Below are 16,387 nucleotides of genomic sequence, written 5' to 3' on the forward strand. Positions count from 1 at the left end.
GGTCAGGCGACAGCCTAGCCCGAGTGCTCTTGCGAGACGAGCGGGAGAAAACCGTGAGATCACCGTGAAGCGGTGTTCAGCATGCCGATCAGAACAGCCGTCCACCAGGCAGTTTGCGACACGACGGCACTCCAGACGCACCACAACTTCAACCGGGTCGGCAGCGACGAGAAGCGCACGGAGCCCGGCAGGCGGTCGAGCTGGTCGGTGAGCCTCGTCATGGCCACGCCGTTCATCGCGGCGACCAGCACGGCGATCATCTTGATCGCGGTGAGCGGCTGTGCGAGGTCGGGCTGCAGGAACGCGCCGGTCGCGAACAGGCCCGCGATGCCCAGCCACGCCAGGGCGGTCACGGGGGGCTCGGTGCGGCGGAGGTCGTCGAGAGACGTGCGGCGCAGCATCCAGAGCAGCCCGCTCATCTCCAGCAGCACTGCCGCGCCGAGCCCCACGATCACCGATGCCAGATGACCGAACAGCGCCGGGGCGTGCAGCCACTCGTGCGGCACGACGGATGTGCCGATCCACAGCGACAGGAGCCACGCGATCAGCACCCACCAGTACCCGACCGCACGACGGTGACGGGCGGCGCGCAGGCGCTCGGCGCGTTGGCGCTGGATCAGCGGGGTCGTCACGGTGCCTCTCGGGTTCGGCGAGGTGAGGCACGCGTGCGCGACGACCCCCCGTCCGCATGTTGCCCGAAAGCGAGGGTATCGGATGCTGCGCCCCCGCCGGCCGGCCGGACCGATCCGCTGCTGTCAGCCGGCGATGTCTGCGGGCCGCAGCTTCACGGGGAGCAGCAGGAGGAGCCCGACGAGCAGCACGATCACGATGCCGAGGATGCCGAAGTGCGTCGCGCCGAACCACGCGATGAAGGCCGACCACAGCAGCGGTGACAAGAAGCTCATGACACGGCCCGTCGTCGCGTAGAGGCCGAAGACCTCGCCCTGCATTCCGGTAGGCGTGACGCGGGCGAGAAGCGAGCGGCTCGATGCCTGAGCGGGGCCCACCGCGGCGGAGAGGATGATGCCGCCCACCCAGAACACCGGTTTGCCGCCCTCGCGGAGGAAGAAGACGAACAGCGCGCTCACGATGAGGATCGTGAGCGCGGTGATGATCACCGCGCGCGCCCCGAAGCGGTCGTCGAGGCTGCCGGCGATGATCGTCGAGACGCCGGCGACGAGATTGAGCGCGATGCCGAACGCGATGACCTCGGTGGCGCCGAACCCGAACGAGACGGCGGCCAGCACACCGCCGAAGGCGAAGACGCCGGCGAGGCCGTCGCGATAGACGGCGCTGGCGATCAGGAACCAGAACGTCGGCCGGTGCTCGCGGAAGAGCGCGACGATGTCGTGCACGAGCACGACGTAGCCCTCGAAGAACCCGACCTTCCTGCGGCCCGGATCGGGCGGCGACTCCGGCACCAGGAAGATGAACGGCAGGGCGAAGAGCACCGTCCACACCGCGGCCCCGACCGCGATGAGGCGGTAGGCGAGTCCGTCCGAGACGTCGAGGCCGAACCAGCCGACGGTGTTCAGCACGACGACGAGCGCGAGCGCGAGGATGCCGCCGATGTAGCCCAGGCCCCAGCCGAGGCCGCTCACGCGGCCGATCGTCTTCGGGGTCGAGACCTGCACGAGCATCGCGTTGTAGTTGACGCCGGCGATCTCGGACGAGACCGACCCGAGCGCCACGAGGATCGCCCCGAGCCAGAAGAACTGCGGCTCGGCGTAGACGAAGAAGAGCGCGAACTGCAGGAGCGCCAGCACCGCGGTCGCGCCGACAACCCAGCGCTTCTTCGTGCCCGCCGCGTCGGCGCGCTGACCCAGCACGGGTGCGAGGAGAAGGATCAGGATGCCGGCGGCGAAGGTGACCCACCCGTACCACTCCGACAGGTCGGCGAGGGCGCCGCAGTACGCGGTGCCCGCGTCCGCCGCGCTCGAGCACACCATGTCGCCGTCCGCGTTCTGCGCCGCGATGTCGGCCGGCAGGAAGGCATCCGACACGAGGTACAGCGAGACGAAGACGAAGGTCAGGATGACCGAGTTGAAGGGCTGCGTCGCCCAGTCCCACAGGGCCCACGCGAACACGCGACGGCGCGGCACCGGCGTGTCGTCGAGGCCGTCGGTGTGGAGGGCCGCGGTCGACAGAGCGTGCTCCGGCGAAGGGCCGGACCCTGCCGGGGTGCCGGACTGCGCGGGCGTGCCGGACTCGTCCGAGCCGGGGACGGGAGAGCTCATGTCGGTCACAGTACGGCCCTTCGGTGAACTGGTGCGGAATCACCGTAGCGCTCGCGAGGGACGTGGTGGTTTGCTTCGTTCATGACCGCGGAATCCTCGCCGACCACCGCCTTCAACGGACGCCTCGCCATCCTGCTCGCGATGGCGATGTTCGTGCTCGTGGTCGACACGTCCATCATGAACGTCTCGATCTCGGCCGTCGTGGAGGAGCTCGGCACCACGGCCAGCGGCGTGCAGGGGGCGATCGCCCTCGAAGCCCTGGTCTCGGCGGCATTCATCCTCATCGGCGGCAAGACGGGCGACCTGATCGGGCGCAAGCTGGCGTATCTCCTGGGTCTTCTCGGGTACGCCGTCGGCGCCGTCGCGATGACGTTCGCACAGAGCCTGACAGCCGTCATCATCTTCTGGGCGGTCATCGGCGGGATCGGAGCATCCCTTCTCCTCCCGTCCATGCAGTCGCTCATCCACGGCAACTTCTCCGGCGCCCACCAGAAGCGCGTCTACGCGCTGGTGGGCGCGTCGGCCGCCATCGCGGCCGCGGTGGGGCCGCTGCTCGGCGGATTCATCACCACCTTCTGGTCGTACCGCGTCGCCTTCGGCCTCGAGGCGGTCATCATCGCGATCGTCCTGCTGGGCGCCGGCCTCGTGAAGGACGTCAAGTACACCGGCGATCGCTCCATCGACCTCGTGGGTGCCGCCCTCTCGGTCATCGGCATGGGCGGCGTGGTGCTCGGCATCCTGGTGTGGCAGGAGGGCGGGGGCTACGTCGGCATCATCATCGGCCTCGGCGCCGTCGCGCTGGGCGGCCTGGCGTGGTGGCTCAACTCGCGCAAGAAGAAGGGCAAGCCGGTCCTCCTCGACCCGGCGCTGTTCTCGTCGAAGCCGTTCCGTACCGGCGTGAGCGGGCAGCTGCTCCAGCAGATCGCCCTGGGCGGCACCATGATCGTGCTCCCGCTCTACCTGCAGATGGTGCTGGAGTACAACGCCCTGCAGGCCGGTCTGTCGATCGCCCCGCTGTCGCTCAGCATGTTCGCGGTCGCGATCTGGGCCGGCCGCCGAGCCAAGGGACGCGCCGCGAACCTCATCCTCCTCGGCTTCTCGCTGGCGGCCGCGGGCCTCATCGCCATCGTGCCGCTCGTGCCGATCGCCGACAACGGGTGGTACCTCACGGTTCCGCTCATCATCGCCGGCTCCGGCCTCGGCCTCCTCGTCTCGCAGCTCAACAACTACACGCTGTCGCCCATCTCGGACGAGCGGGTCAGCGAGGCGGCGGGCGTCAACTCGGCCGCCGGGTCGTTCGGCCTGTCGTTCGGCCTCGCGTTCGCCGGCGCGATCATGCTCGCGACTCTCGCGGCGTCGTTCACCTCGCTCGCGTACTCGAGCACGGTGCTGACCAGCGAGCAGCAGGAGCAGGTGGCGACCGCGCTCGAAGAGGACGCGGAGCTCATGTCGAACACCGGGCTCGAGCAGCTCCTGGCGGACGAGCCGCCGGAGGCATCGGCCGAGGTGATCCGCATCAACACCGAGGCCCGCCACCTCGCCCTCCAGGTGGCGCTGCTCATCCCGATCCTCGCCGCCGTGCTGGGCGTCCTCAACGGACTCCGCATGCGGCGCCTGCCCGACCCGAAGCCGAACGAGGCCGCGGAAGGGATACTGGGCGGGTGAGCCGGCGGACGGACCGCGCGCGAGCACAGCTCGCCCAGGTCGAAGGCGGCGAGCAGGCGATCGTCGCCTACTTCAAGGAGCGCGTGTACGCGACCTTCACCGGTCTCGCGATCGTGCTGGTCGTCGCCTCGAGCGAGCACGCCGAGGCCGACCACGCGTTCTGGGCGCTCATCCTCGGCGTCGTCGGCATCACAGCGGCGGGGTTCGTGTCGGACGTCATCTCGCACCTGTCCGTGCACCGCACGTTCCCGGGCCGCGTCGACCTCCTCATCTCCACGCGGATCGCGGGCGGTGCGCTGGGCACGCTGCTGACCCCCGGCATCCTCCTCCTGCTGGCTCTCCTCGACGTCATGCCGCTGGAGGCGGCGCTGCGCGCGAGCGCCGTCGTCTACATCGCGACGCTGGCGGTCATCGGCTGGTTCGCGGTGCGCCGCTCCGACCTCGCGTGGTGGAAGCAGGTGATCGCGCTCGCGATCCTCGTCGCGCTGGGGCTCCTGGTCGTGGGTCTGCAGACCCTGGCGCACTCGATCTGAGAACAAGTTGAGCCGAGTCATATCAACTTTGATTTGACGGATGCTGCATCCCGGGCGTATGGTTGAGTCATCGCGACTCAACCTCATGGTGGGCCGCGAGAAGACTTCCCTGTAACCCCGGGTGGCAGCATCCGTCTGCGCCCATATGAAGGAGAGATACACATGGCACGTGCTGTTGGAATCGACCTCGGTACGACCAACTCGGTCGTGAGCGTCCTCGAGGGCGGCGAGCCCAAGGTCATCGCGAACGCCGAGGGCTTCCGCACGACCCCGTCGGTCGTCGCGTACACCAAGGACGGCGAGGTGCTCGTCGGCGAGACCGCCAAGCGCCAGGCCGTCACCAACGTCGACCGCACCGTCTCGTCGGTCAAGCGCCACATGGGCACCGACTGGGGCTTCGACGTCGACGGCAAGCACTGGACGCCGCAGGAGATCTCGGCGCGCATCCTCCAGAAGCTGAAGCGCGACGCCGAGCAGTACCTTGGCGACACCGTCACCGACGCCGTCATCACGGTCCCCGCGTACTTCAACGACGCAGAGCGCCAGGCCACCAAGGAGGCCGGCGAGATCTCGGGCCTCAACGTCCTGCGCATCATCAACGAGCCCACCGCCGCGGCCCTGGCCTACGGCCTCGACAAGGGCAAGGAGGACGAGCTCATCCTCGTCTTCGACCTCGGCGGCGGTACCTTCGACGTCTCCCTCCTCGAGGTGGGCAAGGACGACGACTTCTCGACCATCCAGGTGCGCGCGACCGCCGGCGACAACCGCCTCGGCGGCGACGACTGGGACCAGCGCCTCGTCGACTACCTCATCAAGCAGTTCAAGGACACCACGGGCGTCGACGTCTCGGGCGACAAGATCGCGCTGCAGCGCCTCAAGGAGGCCGCCGAGCAGGCGAAGAAGGAGCTCTCCTCGTCGACGAGCACCTCGGTCAACCTGCCGTACCTGTCGCTGACCGACTCGGGCCCCGTGTCGCTGAGCGAGACGATCACCCGCGCGAAGTTCGAGGACCTCACCAAGGACCTCCTCGACCGCACCAAGAAGCCCTTCGAGGACGTCATCCGCGAGGCCGGCATCAAGGTCGGCGACATCGACCACGTCGTGCTCGTCGGCGGCTCGACCCGCATGCCCGCGGTCTCGGAGCTCGTGCAGCGCGAGGCCGGCAAGGAGCCCAACAAGGGCGTGAACCCGGACGAGGTCGTCGCCGTCGGCGCGGCCCTGCAGGCCGGTGTCCTCAAGGGCGAGCGCAAGGACGTCCTCCTCATCGACGTGACCCCCCTGAGCCTCGGCATCGAGACCAAGGGCGGCATCATGACGAAGCTCATCGAGCGCAACACCGCCATCCCGACCAAGCGCTCGGAGACGTTCACGACCGCCGACGACAACCAGCCGTCGGTCGCGATCCAGGTCTTCCAGGGCGAGCGCGAGTTCACCCGCGACAACAAGCCGCTGGGCACGTTCGAGCTGACCGGCATCGCGCCGGCTCCGCGCGGCATCCCGCAGATCGAGGTCACCTTCGACATCGACGCGAACGGCATCGTCCACGTGTCCGCCAAGGACAAGGGCACCGGCAAGGAGCAGTCGATGACGATCACCGGCGGCTCGTCGCTGCCGAAGGACGACATCGAGCGCATGGTGCGCGAGGCCGAGGAGCACGCCGCCGACGACAAGAAGCGTCGTGAGGCCGCCGAGGTGCGCAACCAGGCCGAGACGCTGTCGTACTCGATCGAGAAGCTCATCAAGGAGAACGAGGACAAGCTCCCGGCCGAGGTGAAGACCGAGGTGCAGGGCGACGTCGACGCTCTCAAGACCGCGCTCGCGGGCGAGGACGACGACGCCGTGAAGGCCGCGTTCGACAAGCTCAACCAGAGCCAGGGCAAGCTCGGCGAGGCGATCTACGCGTCGAGCCAGGCTTCGCAGTCTGCTCCGGATGCTGCCGCCGGCGACGCGGGCGACGGCCAGGCTTCGACGGACTCCGATGAGGACGTCGTCGACGCCGAGGTCGTGGACGAAGAGGACGAGAAGAAGTAACCATGGCGAACAAGGACCACAACCCCGACCCGGTCGAAGAACCGGGCGACGGCGAACAGGTCCGGCCTGAGGGCGAGGGGTCGGAGGCGAACGCCTCCGGCCCCGCGCCGCAGGACGGGCAGGACGACGAGCTGACGGTCGACGACATCCTCGGCGCCCCGCAGAACGTCGACGCCGCAGCGGAGGACGCCGTGCTCGCCGACCTCGAGTCCGCGCTGCTGAACGACCTCAAGCGCCTGCAGGCCGAGTACGCCAACTACCGCCGCCGCACCGAGGAGCAGCGCGAGGTGGAGATCGCGCGCGCCCAGGGCGCGGTCGCGAAAGGCCTGCTCCCCGTTCTCGACGACCTCGACCGCGCCGAGAAGCACGGCGACCTCGAAGAGGGGTCGGCGTTCGCGGCGATCGCGGACAAGCTCCGCGGCGTCGCCGAGCGCATCGGGATCACCACGTACGGCGCCGCCGGCGAGGGGTTCGATCCGCAGCAGCACGAGGCGATCTTCCAGGTGCCGACGCCCGGCGCGACCGAGACCACGATCCTCGAGGTCGTCGAGATCGGCTACCGCCTCGGCACGGTGGAGCTGCGTCCGGCGAAGGTCGTCGTCGCGGTTCCCGCCGAGTAGCCCGAAGGAGGCTCCATGGCCAGTCAGGACTGGTTCGACAAGGACTTCTATTCGGTGCTCGGCGTCTCGAAGGATGTCAGCGAGGCGGACCTCAAGAAGACGTATCGCAAGCTCGCGCGGAAGTACCACCCCGACTCCAACCAGGGTGACGCGGCCGCGGAGGCGAAGTTCAAAGAGGTCAGCGAGGCGTACTCGGTGCTCTCCGACGCGGAGCAGCGCAAGGAGTACGACCAGATCCGTGCGATGGGCTCGGGCGCCCGATTCACTTCGGGCGGTCCGGGCGGCGCCGGCGGCTTCGAGGACGTCTTCTCGATGTTCAACCAGGGCCGCGGTGCGCGCTACCAGAGCGCCGAGGACTTCGACGACATCTTCGCGATGTTCAACCAGCAGCAGGGCGGCACCGGGTTCGGCTCGGGGCGGTTCGGGCAGCCGAGCGGCGGCTATCGCGGCTTCGGCGGCCCGACCCGCGGCGCCGATGTCACGGCGCGCACGACGATCGACTTCGTCACCGCGACCAAGGGCGAGACCATCACGCTGCAGGGCGAGGACGGCAAGCCGTTCAAAGTGAAGATCCCCGCGGGCGTCGCGGACGGACAGAAGATCAGGCTCCGCGGCCGCGGGCGCCACTCGCCCGACGGCGGCGAGAACGGCGACATCGTGGTGCAGGTGACCGTGCGTCCGCACCCGGTGTTCACGCGCGACGGACTGAACCTCAGGGTCACCGTGCCGGTGACGTTCACCGAGGCCGCGCTGGGCGCCACCATCGAGGTGCCGACGCTCGGCGGCGATCCGGTGCGGCTGCGCGTCGCCCCGGGCACGCCCTCGGGGCGCGTGCTGCGCGTCAAGGGGCGCGGCGTCGAGACCGCGAAGGGCACCGGCGACCTCCTCGCCGAAGTCCAGGTGGCCGTGCCGTCACACCTCGACGAGGCCGCGCGCGAGGCGCTCGAGCGGTTCCAGAGCCTGGAGTCGAAGGAGAACCCGCGCGCCGACCTCATGGCCAAGGCGCAGGGCTGAGATGCTTGCCGAGAACAGGAGATCTGGCGAGAACAGGACGATTCCGCGCGAAGCGTCCTGTCCTGGCGGGATCTCCTGTTCTCGTGAGCGATGAGGAGGTGACGAAATGACCGAGGACGACATCGACGAGGATGCCCCGATCTTCGCGATCGCCGTCGCCGCCGAGCTGTCGGGCATGCACCCGCAGACGCTCCGACAGTACGACCGGATCGGACTGGTCGTGCCCGCCCGCACGCAGGGCGGGTCGCGGCGCTACTCGCTGCGGCACGTCGAGCAGCTGCGCGAAGTCGCCCGCATGTCGTCGGACGGCATCGGCCTTCCCGCGATCGTGCGCATCCTCGAGCTCGAGAACCGCGTGCAGGAGCTCCACGGCCGCGTCCGCGACCTCGAGGACCGCATGCGCGCCGAGCTCGAGAAGAGACCGGGCGCGCGTGTGTTCGCCGCCGGCTCCACCGGCTCCGTCGTGACGCTGCGGCACGGCACGCGCGTGCGCCGGGCGACCGAGGTGGTCGTGTGGCGACCCCGCATGCCGATCGAGCAGCCGGGCGAAGCTCCCGACGAGACGCCGGCGGGCTGATTCACGAAGAGGGAGGGGACGGATGCCGTCCCCTCCCTCTTCGCGTGCGCCCGCGGTGGAGCGTCAGACGCGTCGCGCGCGTCGGGTGGCCAGAACCACCCCGAGGGCGATGAGCCCGAGGGCACCCAGCGGCACGAGCGGCGACATCGCGCCGCCGCCGGTCGCCGGGAGCGGACGCGTGGTGGCGGTGTTGGTGAGCGTGAGCTCGGCGAACTCCTGGTCGCGCGTCACGGACTGGGGCAGCGTCACGAGCCCGTTCGCGTCGGGCACCAGCTGCTCGCCGTCGACGGTCCAGGCCGGGTCGCCCCAGTCGACGCCGGGGATGTCCGGCAGCGCGCCCTCGCGTCCCTGGATGATCGAGCCGACCGGGAAGTACGGCGAGTACACCGGCACGTTCGGGGTGAGGCTGAAGCCGGGCTGCGGCTCGTAGTCCCACCACCATTCGATCGGGAACGTCGTGCCGGCGGGAAGCGCGGACGCGCCATCCCCGTCGACCACCTTGGTGACCGCCCAGCGGGTCATCTCGACGGCGGTGTTCGTCACCTCGAGCACCGGCGTCTCGCCGAGCCCGATCGTCACCGAGTTGGAGGGCCGCCAGACCGACTCGCCCCATTCGTACCCCTCCGGCAGCGCCGAGGCGTCCGGCTCCTCCTCCGTGAGGTGGATCACGGTGCCGATCGGAAAGGTGATGGGTCGACCATCAGCGTCGACGGGGCCGACAGGGTCGCCGTTCGCCGGAATCTCGAACCGGCCCACCTCGACGCTCGGGCCAGGAACGAACGCCACGTAGCCGATCGTGAACGAGTCGACGAGCAGGTTCTCGGGATCGATGCCGGCGAGGGACTTGGAGACCTCGAAGATTCCGGTGAGATGAGAGCCGTCGTTGGTGAGGGTTGACGTCACGACGGCTTGACCGTCCGCACCTATCGTGAGCTCGTCCGGCGTGAACACCGCGGCTCTCCAGTCGACCTGCGGCACCGCCGGCGACGGAAGCTCGGCGAACGTCACGGTGGTGCCGTAGGGGAACAGGCGGGTCGCGCCGTCGTCGCCCACCGGACTGACTGCCTCACCGGTGCCCGGAAGCCGCATCACGCCCTCCTGGACCTCGCCGGTGGGGAGCGTCGCGGTCCAGGCGACCGTGAACTCGAGGCCTTCGAGCCCGATGCCGCCGGGGAGGTTGGTGAACCGCTTCTGCAGTTCGAACGTGCCCTCCTTGAGCGCATTGGTCACCACGATCGAGATGTCGCCCGTCTCGGGGATCTCGATGTCGACGATGGCGCCGGTCAGATCCTCCTGCCCCTCGTCGAACGCTGTGGGGCGGTAGATCGTGGGATCGCCGCCGTCGATGCTGACCTCGATGACGGGAAGCGCCCAATCCGCGGGATCGACCGGCTGGCCGTCCAGCGTCGGCAGCAGCTCGGCGAGCTCCAGCGTGTCGGCGCCCGTCTCGAGGTCGGTGATCAGCTGCGGTTCTCCGACGGGGAGGGGCAGTTCTGCACGGGCCGGCGCAGGATCGGTGTTGTAGCTCACGCCGTACCCGAACGCGGAGTCACGCGCCTCGCCCTCGGCTGCTTTCACGATCGTGATGGTGCGCTCGGACTCGACGGGAGTGACGCCATTCGTGAGTTCGACGGCGACCGTGTCGCCTTCCTCGTCGCCGGCGGTGATCAGGAAGGTGCGCCCTGGGCTCCAGCCGATGCTGCTCCACTCGAATCCTGGCGGTGGGGCCGTGCCTTCCAGGTCCTCGGCGAGCACGATACGGGTGCCTGCGGGGAACTGCTCATCGGGGAAGGCGGGTGTGCCGTCGACCGGCACTCGCAGTTCACCGGTGGTGAAACCGCCCTCCGGAGCAGGGAAGAACGCCGCCCACCGGACCAGGACGGTCGTTCCCTCGGGGAAGGGCACCGGAGCGCCGTCGGCAGACAGATCCACGATGGACTTCGAGACGCTGAAGGTGCCGGCGAGCTCGGCCGCCGTGTTGGTGACGACCACCTGCGCGGTGCCGGCTCCGACGATCAGCGGATTCGGCGCGATCGAGACCTCGCCCCACTCCCAGCCGGGCACGGTCTCGGGCGCGATCTCCTCGAAGGTGATCTCGGTCCCCTCCGGGAATCGCTCGCCCGCGGCGACGGGAGTGCCGTCAGCGGGCACCTCGAGCGAGCCGACGGTGACGTTGTCGTCGGGGTCGACGGCGCGGTAGTTGACGGTGAAGGTGGTGCCCTCGGGGAGGTCGGCGGGCTCGATGCCGTCGAGCTCCTTGCGCACGGTGAATGTGCCGCTCGCGTCGTTGCAGGAGATCTCGCCCGAGAACAGGAACGAGTGGACCTCGCCGCCTTGGATGATCACATTCTGGCCGATCACCTGACCGTCCAGCGGCGCGGCGTTCACCGTGACCGATGCGTTCGGCGCATAGATCGAGCCGTCGATGCGGGCCTGCCCGGCGGTCACGGCGACATCGCCGGTGAGCTGCGAGAGGTCCCACACGATGTACGGCGAGTGGACGCCCTGCGGATCCGCCCGCGCGCCGATCACCTCGGTCGTGCCCGCGGGCACCCGGATGACCAGCGGGTTCGCCACGCCGGGCGTCGGTCCGGGCGAGAACTGGATGAGCGATGCGCCCGCGATGTCGGCGTAGTCGACGATGTTCGGCTGGTCCGCGCTCAGCTGCGCGAGCACGACGCGGTCGCCGGCGTCCTCGGCGACGCCCACCGGGTAGCCGATGCCGGTGGTGGGGTCGGCGATGTCGTCGAAGCAGCTCGACGCCTCCTCCCATGACGCGTCACGGTTCGCCTCGACGTAGTCCGCGACGGCGGTCTGCGACGTGTTCGCGGTGTAGATGCTGCCGTCGCCGGCTGCGCCGGCCGGCGGCGCGGCGTTCGTGGGATAGGTCTGATGGGTGGCGTCGATCAGGGGGGTCTGGTCGGCGTTCGAGCGGTTCTGGTTGAGTCGCAGCCAGTCGGCACGGGCGAACGCCTCCCAGCCGCCGTCGCGCTGCACCATCTTGAGATCGCCCCACAGCGCCGGGTCGCTCGTGCCGGCGCTGGTGATGGCGAGGATGCCGGTGCTGTCGGTGCTGTACTCGCCGACGAGGAAGCGCGTCGGATCGCCGTCGACCGTCGGGAGGTCGTAGTCGCCGGTGCCCGCCACCACGTGGACGATGGTGTACTGCCCGCTGCTGCCCTGCACGGTGGCTGTGCGGCCGACGGCGATGCTGCCCTCCGTCTCCTGGTTCTGCAGCAGCGCGTTCTCCCGGGCGTAGACCGTGAAGCCGCCCGCGATCGCGAAGGGGTTCACGGACTCGGGGTAGGCGGCGGCGGCCGGCTGCGGATCGATCGCACCCACGACGACGGCGCCGGTGGCGGCCAGCAGCGTCGCAGTGATTCCCGCGACGACGCGTCGCAGGCGTGAACGGTCGAATCGTGGCATGTGCGAGGCCCCTCTCCCGCCGAAGGCGCGTGGGGTGCACCGCTCGGTAGTCGTACCCTATCGGTCCTGATCAACCGGACAATCGACGGGGTCGACCCGCGCCGACATCGGGCGCAGGATGGAGGAATGGCGACACTCGACGACGTCCGCGCCATCGCGCTGGAGCTTCCGGGAGCGATCGAGAGCATCGACGGGCACCGGGGAGGAGCCTCCTGGCGGACTCCCGCCGGCGCGTTCGTGTGGCAGCGCGGCCCGAGCGCCCGCGACCTCGAGCAGCTCGCGGCGCTCGGGCGCGCCTGGCCGCCGGGCGACGTGGTGGGTGTGCGCACCGACGGCACCCAGGTCAAGGAGGCGCTGCTCGAGACCTACCCCGGCGCATTCTTCACCATCCCGCACTTCGACGGCTACCCGGCGGTGCTGGTGCGCCTGGACAGCATCGAACTCGACCAGCTCCGCGAGGTCGTCACAGACGCGTGGCTGCTCAAAGTGAGTAAGCGCGTCGCGAACGAGTGGCTCGCCGCGCACCCGCCGGCTACCGGATAAAAGGACGCGTTCGAGATCGGATGCCGCGGACCGCAGCATCCGATCTCGTCATGCTGTATCGGTCTGCACGTTCCGGTGCGTGCGGAACAGCTCCCAGTCGGCGCGTGAGAGGTCGGCGTACGCGTAGGCCCACTCGAGGATCGCCTCGCCCGCCACGCGCCCGCCGCCGACGTAGCCCGCCACCGACGACGACAGCGGGGACTGGCCGTGCGCGCGGGCCAGGGTCGCCGCGCACGCGTCGGCGTACCAGAGGAAGGCCGAGTCGTCGAGCTCGTCCATGTCGAACCCGCCCTTCTTGTCGCGGAACTGGCGCACGTAGAAGTCGCGCTGGGCGCCGTACGTCGTGCGACGCACGAAGCCGAGGAAGGGATCCGACACCGACTGGAGGATGCGCTGCATGCCGACCACGCGGCCCCCGTCGCCGTACTGGTCGATGAACCGGGTGACGACCTCCGGCTGCTCGGCCTTGCCGTACTCGATCAGGACACTCCGGCCGGCCTCCTTGCCCTGGAGGAGTAGAACGCCGTCGTCGCCGTCCTGCATCGAGACCACGAAGCAGCGCGTCCCGACGCTGCCCACTCCCACCACGCGGAGGGAGATGTCGGACAGGCGGTACTTCTGCAGCAGGGCGCGGATGTCGATGTTCGCCGACTGCACGTACTGGTCGAAGACGCTCAGCACCCGCTGCTCCGACTCCGCGTCGATGTGGGTCATGGTCGGCGGAGCCTCGACGAAGACGACCCTGCCCTCGTCGTTGAGCTCCGTCATCTTCTTCGCCGCACGCGCGCCGGTGCGCTTCTCGGCCTCCTTGATCGCGGAGTCGATGGCGGCGCGGGTGTCGTCGTCGACCGCCCGCTCGGCGGCCATGGCGTCGAAGCGGTCGTAGTAGCGCTTGAGGGGGCTGCGCTTCGCCCCTGTGCCGATCGCACGCGCATAGACGCGCACCGCGTCCAGTGAGGCCTCACGCACCACGGAGTCGGCGCGTCCGGTCGACTGCCCGGCGATGACGATGCTGGTGACGAGGCGCTTCACGTCCCACTCCCACGGCGCCCAGGCGGACTCGTCGAAGTCGTTGAGGTCGAACACCAGCGTCCGCTGCGGCGAGGCGTACAGCCCGAAGTTCGACACGTGAGCGTCACCGCACGACCCGACGCTGACACCGCTCGACGGCGAGCGGGACAGGTCGGCGGCCATCAGGGCGGCGGTGCCCCGGTAGAACGCGAACGCGCTCGCGGCCATGCGCTCGGTGCGCAGCGGCACGAGCTCGGGGACGCGGTCCTCGTCCTGCGCGTCGAGGATCCCCATCGGGTCGCGGTCGTTCGTCGGCAGCTCCGCGAGCGACTCCCGCGGAGTCCGCTCGCGGGCGGCGCGCCCTTCGGCGACATGGTCGGCGTAGGACGGCAGCGGGGCCCACGTGCGGCCGATGGGCGAGGCGTCGATCGTAGACATGGGCCCAGTGTGGCACTGCGCGGTGGGCGCTCGGAAGAGCGGTACCCTGACGCCGTGACCCGCGCCGCGCAGCCCGCTCCGCCTCCTGCGATCTCGCCGAGCCTGCGCGTTCTCCTGGTGCTCGCCGCGACCGTGGTGGTGCTCGCGGGCGTGTATTTCGCGCGCAGCCTGATCGGCCCGCTGGCACTCGCCATCGTCCTCGTCGTGATCTGCGAACCGGTCCGCAGGCCGCTCGAGCGGCGCGGCTGGCCCCGCTGGACGGGCACGACCGCGGTCATCCTGCTCGCCTACCTCGTGCTCGTCGCGATGGGCCTGCTCCTGTGGGTCGCCGGGGTGCAGTTCGCGGGCCTCGTGTCGGACTACCTCGACCAGCTGCGCGGCAGCCTCGACGACTTCCTCGCGTGGCTGCAGTCCGTCGGGCTGGATCAGCAGGCGACGGATGCTGCCGCCTCGGTCCTCGACCCTCAGGCGCTGCTGGGGCTCGTGGGGAGCATCGGCGGCACGGTGATCGGGGTGGTCACCGCCCTCTTCTTCGTCGTCTCGTACATCATCTTCACGGCGGCCGATGCGGCGCGGTACCGCGATGCTGAGCGGGTCTTCGGCGCCGCGCGTCGTCCGGTGCTCGCCCGGATCGGACGGCTCAACACGGGAGTCCGTCGCTACTACGTCGTGAACGCGTCCTTCGGCGCGATCGTCGCGATCATCGACGGACTGGCGCTCTGGGCCCTGGGCGTTCCCGCGCCGATCGTGTGGGCGGTGCTCGCGTTCGTGACGAACTTCATCCCCAACATCGGGTTCGTGCTGGGGCTCATCCCACCGGCGGTGCTGGCCTTCGTCGTCGGCGGCTGGCCGCTGTTCCTGGCCGTCATCGCCATCTACTGCGTCGTGAACGTGGTGCTGCAGGTGCTCGTGCAGCCCAAGTTCGTGAGCGACGCGGTCGACCTCAGCCTCACGCTGAGCTTCTTCTCGGTCGTGTTCTGGACCTTCGTGATCGGGCCGCTGGGCGCGATCCTCTCCATCCCGCTGACATTGTTCGTGCGAACGCTGGTGCTCGAGGGCGACCCTGGCTCACTATGGCTGCGATGGCTGTCGGGGGACCGGACGGCGACGCCGGCGTCCGCCGCCCGCGATTCCCTCTCCGACTCCTGACCCGCCCCTCGCCCGCACCACCCGAGTCCTCCCGGAGCCTTCGATGACCACCCAGACCTCGCTCGACCGGCCCTCTCCCGAGCGGCCTTCCTCGCCCCGAACCGCCGCGGGCATGCTCGATGCATCCAGCGAGCGGTCGCTCGAGTCGCTCGCCCTCGGCGTCGGCGCGGTCTCCTTCGTCGTCGTCGCCCTGGTGTCGCTGATCGTGTTCCAGTTCCAGGCGGCGCCGATCTCGGGCCCCGGCTCGGTCGGCCAGTTCGCGGCGATCGCCTCGGGCGTCGTCGCGTTCCTGGCCGTGATCGCGGGGCGCTTCGTGGTGCACCGCCACGAAGGCGGTCGCCGCCTGCACGTGCTGGACTACGTGGACGTCGCGGCCCTCGCGTTCGCACACGGTGTGATCGCGCTGCTCGGCTGGACGCTGCTCGCCGTGATCCTCGAGCAGGCGTTCATCGGCGCGGAGGTGTTCGCGCTGCCGGTGCTGATCCTCGCCGGCGCGACGGCGGCGATGAGCGGCTACATCGCCTTCTACTCCGCGACCCACATGGATCTTCAGCTGCTCGCGGTCGTGCTCGCCGTGTTCCTGGTGTTCGGCGTCCTCGCCAGCATGCTCACCGCCAGCGACCCGAACTGGTGGAAGGACAACCTGAGCGCCCTCGGCATGTCGTCGAACGTGTCGGCGTTCGCGTTCAACATCACGATCATCGTCGCGGGCTTCCTCGTGACGACGCTCGCCCGCTACTCGACGCGCGGCATCCCCACCGCGAACCCGAAGGGGATCGGGCGCGTGCGCGTGACCCTGATCGTGCTCGGAGTGTTCCTGGGGCTGGTCGGCGTCTTCCCGGTGGACCAGTTCTTCGCGCTGCACACCGGCGTCGCCTCGGGCATGGTGGCCGCGTTCGGAGTGCTCGTCATCGCGCTGCCGAAGTGGATCACCGGCATCCCGCGGCCGTTCGTCGTGCTGGGGTGGCTGTTCCTCGCGGTCACGCTGCTGCTCGCCGTGTTCTTCTTCGTCGGCTACTACACGCTCACCGCCGTGGAGCTCGTGGCCGGCATCCTCGTCTTCGCGTGGATCGTGCTGTTCATCCGCAACGCGGCCGCGCTCGAACAGGACACGCGCCAGGCGCCGTCGGCGAGCTGAGGCGC

Annotated in this window: 13 protein-coding genes; 9 read left to right on the forward strand and 4 right to left on the reverse strand. The window is 69.6% G+C overall.

Annotation, left to right across the window (positions count from 1 at the left end; genetic code table 11):
- Nucleotides 1–59 precede the first annotated feature (59 nt).
- The gene (locus ACFQ7C_RS17910) at nucleotides 60–632 is read right to left on the reverse strand and encodes a hypothetical protein (RefSeq protein ID WP_378904392.1); all 573 of its coding nucleotides are present in this window, start codon (nucleotides 630–632) and stop codon (nucleotides 60–62) included.
- Between the two features lie 123 nt (nucleotides 633–755).
- On the reverse strand, nucleotides 756–2,237 hold the full coding sequence (locus tag ACFQ7C_RS17915; protein ID WP_378904395.1) for an MFS transporter: 1,482 nt from the start codon (nucleotides 2,235–2,237) through the stop codon (nucleotides 756–758).
- Between the two features lie 81 nt (nucleotides 2,238–2,318).
- Between ACFQ7C_RS17915 and ACFQ7C_RS17920 the strand changes: the two genes are divergently transcribed.
- The 6 genes from ACFQ7C_RS17920 (at nucleotide 2,319) to ACFQ7C_RS17945 (ending at nucleotide 8,677) form a co-directional block, all read left to right on the forward strand.
- The gene (locus ACFQ7C_RS17920; protein ID WP_378904398.1) at nucleotides 2,319–3,902 is read left to right on the forward strand and encodes an MFS transporter; all 1,584 of its coding nucleotides are present in this window, start codon (nucleotides 2,319–2,321) and stop codon (nucleotides 3,900–3,902) included.
- Entirely contained in the window at nucleotides 3,899–4,435 is a 537-nt protein-coding gene (locus tag ACFQ7C_RS17925) for a hypothetical protein (RefSeq protein ID WP_378904401.1), read from the forward strand. The genes ACFQ7C_RS17920 and ACFQ7C_RS17925 overlap by 4 nt, the downstream gene beginning before the upstream one ends.
- 162 nt (nucleotides 4,436–4,597) lie before the next feature.
- Complete coding sequence (dnaK, locus tag ACFQ7C_RS17930) at nucleotides 4,598–6,466, forward strand: molecular chaperone DnaK (RefSeq protein WP_378904404.1); 1,869 nt, start codon at nucleotides 4,598–4,600, stop codon at nucleotides 6,464–6,466.
- Nucleotides 6,467–6,468: 2 nt separating this feature from the next.
- Nucleotides 6,469–7,086: a nucleotide exchange factor GrpE gene (locus tag ACFQ7C_RS17935; protein ID WP_378904407.1), complete on the forward strand. Its 618-nt coding sequence runs from the start codon at nucleotides 6,469–6,471 to the stop codon at nucleotides 7,084–7,086.
- A 15-nt stretch (nucleotides 7,087–7,101) separates the two neighbouring features.
- Nucleotides 7,102–8,100, forward strand: a complete 999-nt coding sequence (locus ACFQ7C_RS17940) for a DnaJ C-terminal domain-containing protein (protein ID WP_378904410.1) — start codon at nucleotides 7,102–7,104, stop codon at nucleotides 8,098–8,100.
- Nucleotides 8,101–8,206: 106 nt separating this feature from the next.
- On the forward strand, nucleotides 8,207–8,677 hold the full coding sequence (locus ACFQ7C_RS17945) for a heat shock protein transcriptional repressor HspR (protein WP_378904413.1): 471 nt from the start codon (nucleotides 8,207–8,209) through the stop codon (nucleotides 8,675–8,677).
- Between the two features lie 63 nt (nucleotides 8,678–8,740).
- On the opposite strand, the gene ACFQ7C_RS17950 is transcribed toward ACFQ7C_RS17945, so the two are convergent.
- A complete protein-coding gene (locus tag ACFQ7C_RS17950) occupies nucleotides 8,741–12,103 on the reverse strand; it encodes a DUF5979 domain-containing protein (protein ID WP_378904416.1) in 3,363 nt (1,120 codons plus the stop codon).
- A 126-nt stretch (nucleotides 12,104–12,229) separates the two neighbouring features.
- Between ACFQ7C_RS17950 and ACFQ7C_RS17955 the strand changes: the two genes are divergently transcribed.
- Nucleotides 12,230–12,646, forward strand: a complete 417-nt coding sequence (locus tag ACFQ7C_RS17955) for an MmcQ/YjbR family DNA-binding protein (protein ID WP_378904419.1) — start codon at nucleotides 12,230–12,232, stop codon at nucleotides 12,644–12,646.
- A 48-nt stretch (nucleotides 12,647–12,694) separates the two neighbouring features.
- Here the strand turns inward: ACFQ7C_RS17955 and ACFQ7C_RS17960 are convergent, their stop codons facing one another.
- Nucleotides 12,695–14,095 carry a DUF2252 domain-containing protein gene (locus ACFQ7C_RS17960; protein ID WP_378904422.1) on the reverse strand — a complete coding sequence of 467 codons (1,401 nt, stop codon included), beginning with the start codon at nucleotides 14,093–14,095 and terminating at the stop codon, nucleotides 12,695–12,697.
- Nucleotides 14,096–14,149: 54 nt separating this feature from the next.
- On the opposite strand from ACFQ7C_RS17960, the gene ACFQ7C_RS17965 reads away from it, so the two are divergent.
- Entirely contained in the window at nucleotides 14,150–15,244 is a 1,095-nt protein-coding gene (locus ACFQ7C_RS17965; RefSeq protein WP_378904425.1) for an AI-2E family transporter, read from the forward strand.
- Between the two features lie 43 nt (nucleotides 15,245–15,287).
- Complete coding sequence (locus tag ACFQ7C_RS17970; protein WP_378904428.1) at nucleotides 15,288–16,382, forward strand: DUF998 domain-containing protein; 1,095 nt, start codon at nucleotides 15,288–15,290, stop codon at nucleotides 16,380–16,382.
- Nucleotides 16,383–16,387 lie beyond the last annotated feature (5 nt).

The organism is Microbacterium sp. NPDC056569, from assembly GCF_042793475.1.
Classification (GTDB): domain Bacteria; phylum Actinomycetota; class Actinomycetes; order Actinomycetales; family Microbacteriaceae; genus Microbacterium.

Bases quoted from the DNA above. Each gene is read 5' to 3' on its own strand.
- ACFQ7C_RS17950 (WP_378904416.1), bottom strand. From the start codon at position 12,103: ATGCCACGATTCGACCGTTCACGCCTGCGACGCGTCGTCGCGGGAATC.
- ACFQ7C_RS17915 (WP_378904395.1), bottom strand. From the start codon at position 2,237: ATGAGCTCTCCCGTCCCCGGCTCGGACGAGTCCGGCACGCCCGCGCAG.
- ACFQ7C_RS17970 (WP_378904428.1), top strand. From the start codon at position 15,288: ATGACCACCCAGACCTCGCTCGACCGGCCCTCTCCCGAGCGGCCTTCC.
- ACFQ7C_RS17945 (WP_378904413.1), top strand. From the start codon at position 8,207: ATGACCGAGGACGACATCGACGAGGATGCCCCGATCTTCGCGATCGCC.
- ACFQ7C_RS17940 (WP_378904410.1), top strand. From the start codon at position 7,102: ATGGCCAGTCAGGACTGGTTCGACAAGGACTTCTATTCGGTGCTCGGC.
- ACFQ7C_RS17935 (WP_378904407.1), top strand. From the start codon at position 6,469: ATGGCGAACAAGGACCACAACCCCGACCCGGTCGAAGAACCGGGCGAC.
- dnaK (WP_378904404.1), top strand. From the start codon at position 4,598: ATGGCACGTGCTGTTGGAATCGACCTCGGTACGACCAACTCGGTCGTG.
- ACFQ7C_RS17960 (WP_378904422.1), bottom strand. From the start codon at position 14,095: ATGTCTACGATCGACGCCTCGCCCATCGGCCGCACGTGGGCCCCGCTG.
- ACFQ7C_RS17955 (WP_378904419.1), top strand. From the start codon at position 12,230: ATGGCGACACTCGACGACGTCCGCGCCATCGCGCTGGAGCTTCCGGGA.
- ACFQ7C_RS17920 (WP_378904398.1), top strand. From the start codon at position 2,319: ATGACCGCGGAATCCTCGCCGACCACCGCCTTCAACGGACGCCTCGCC.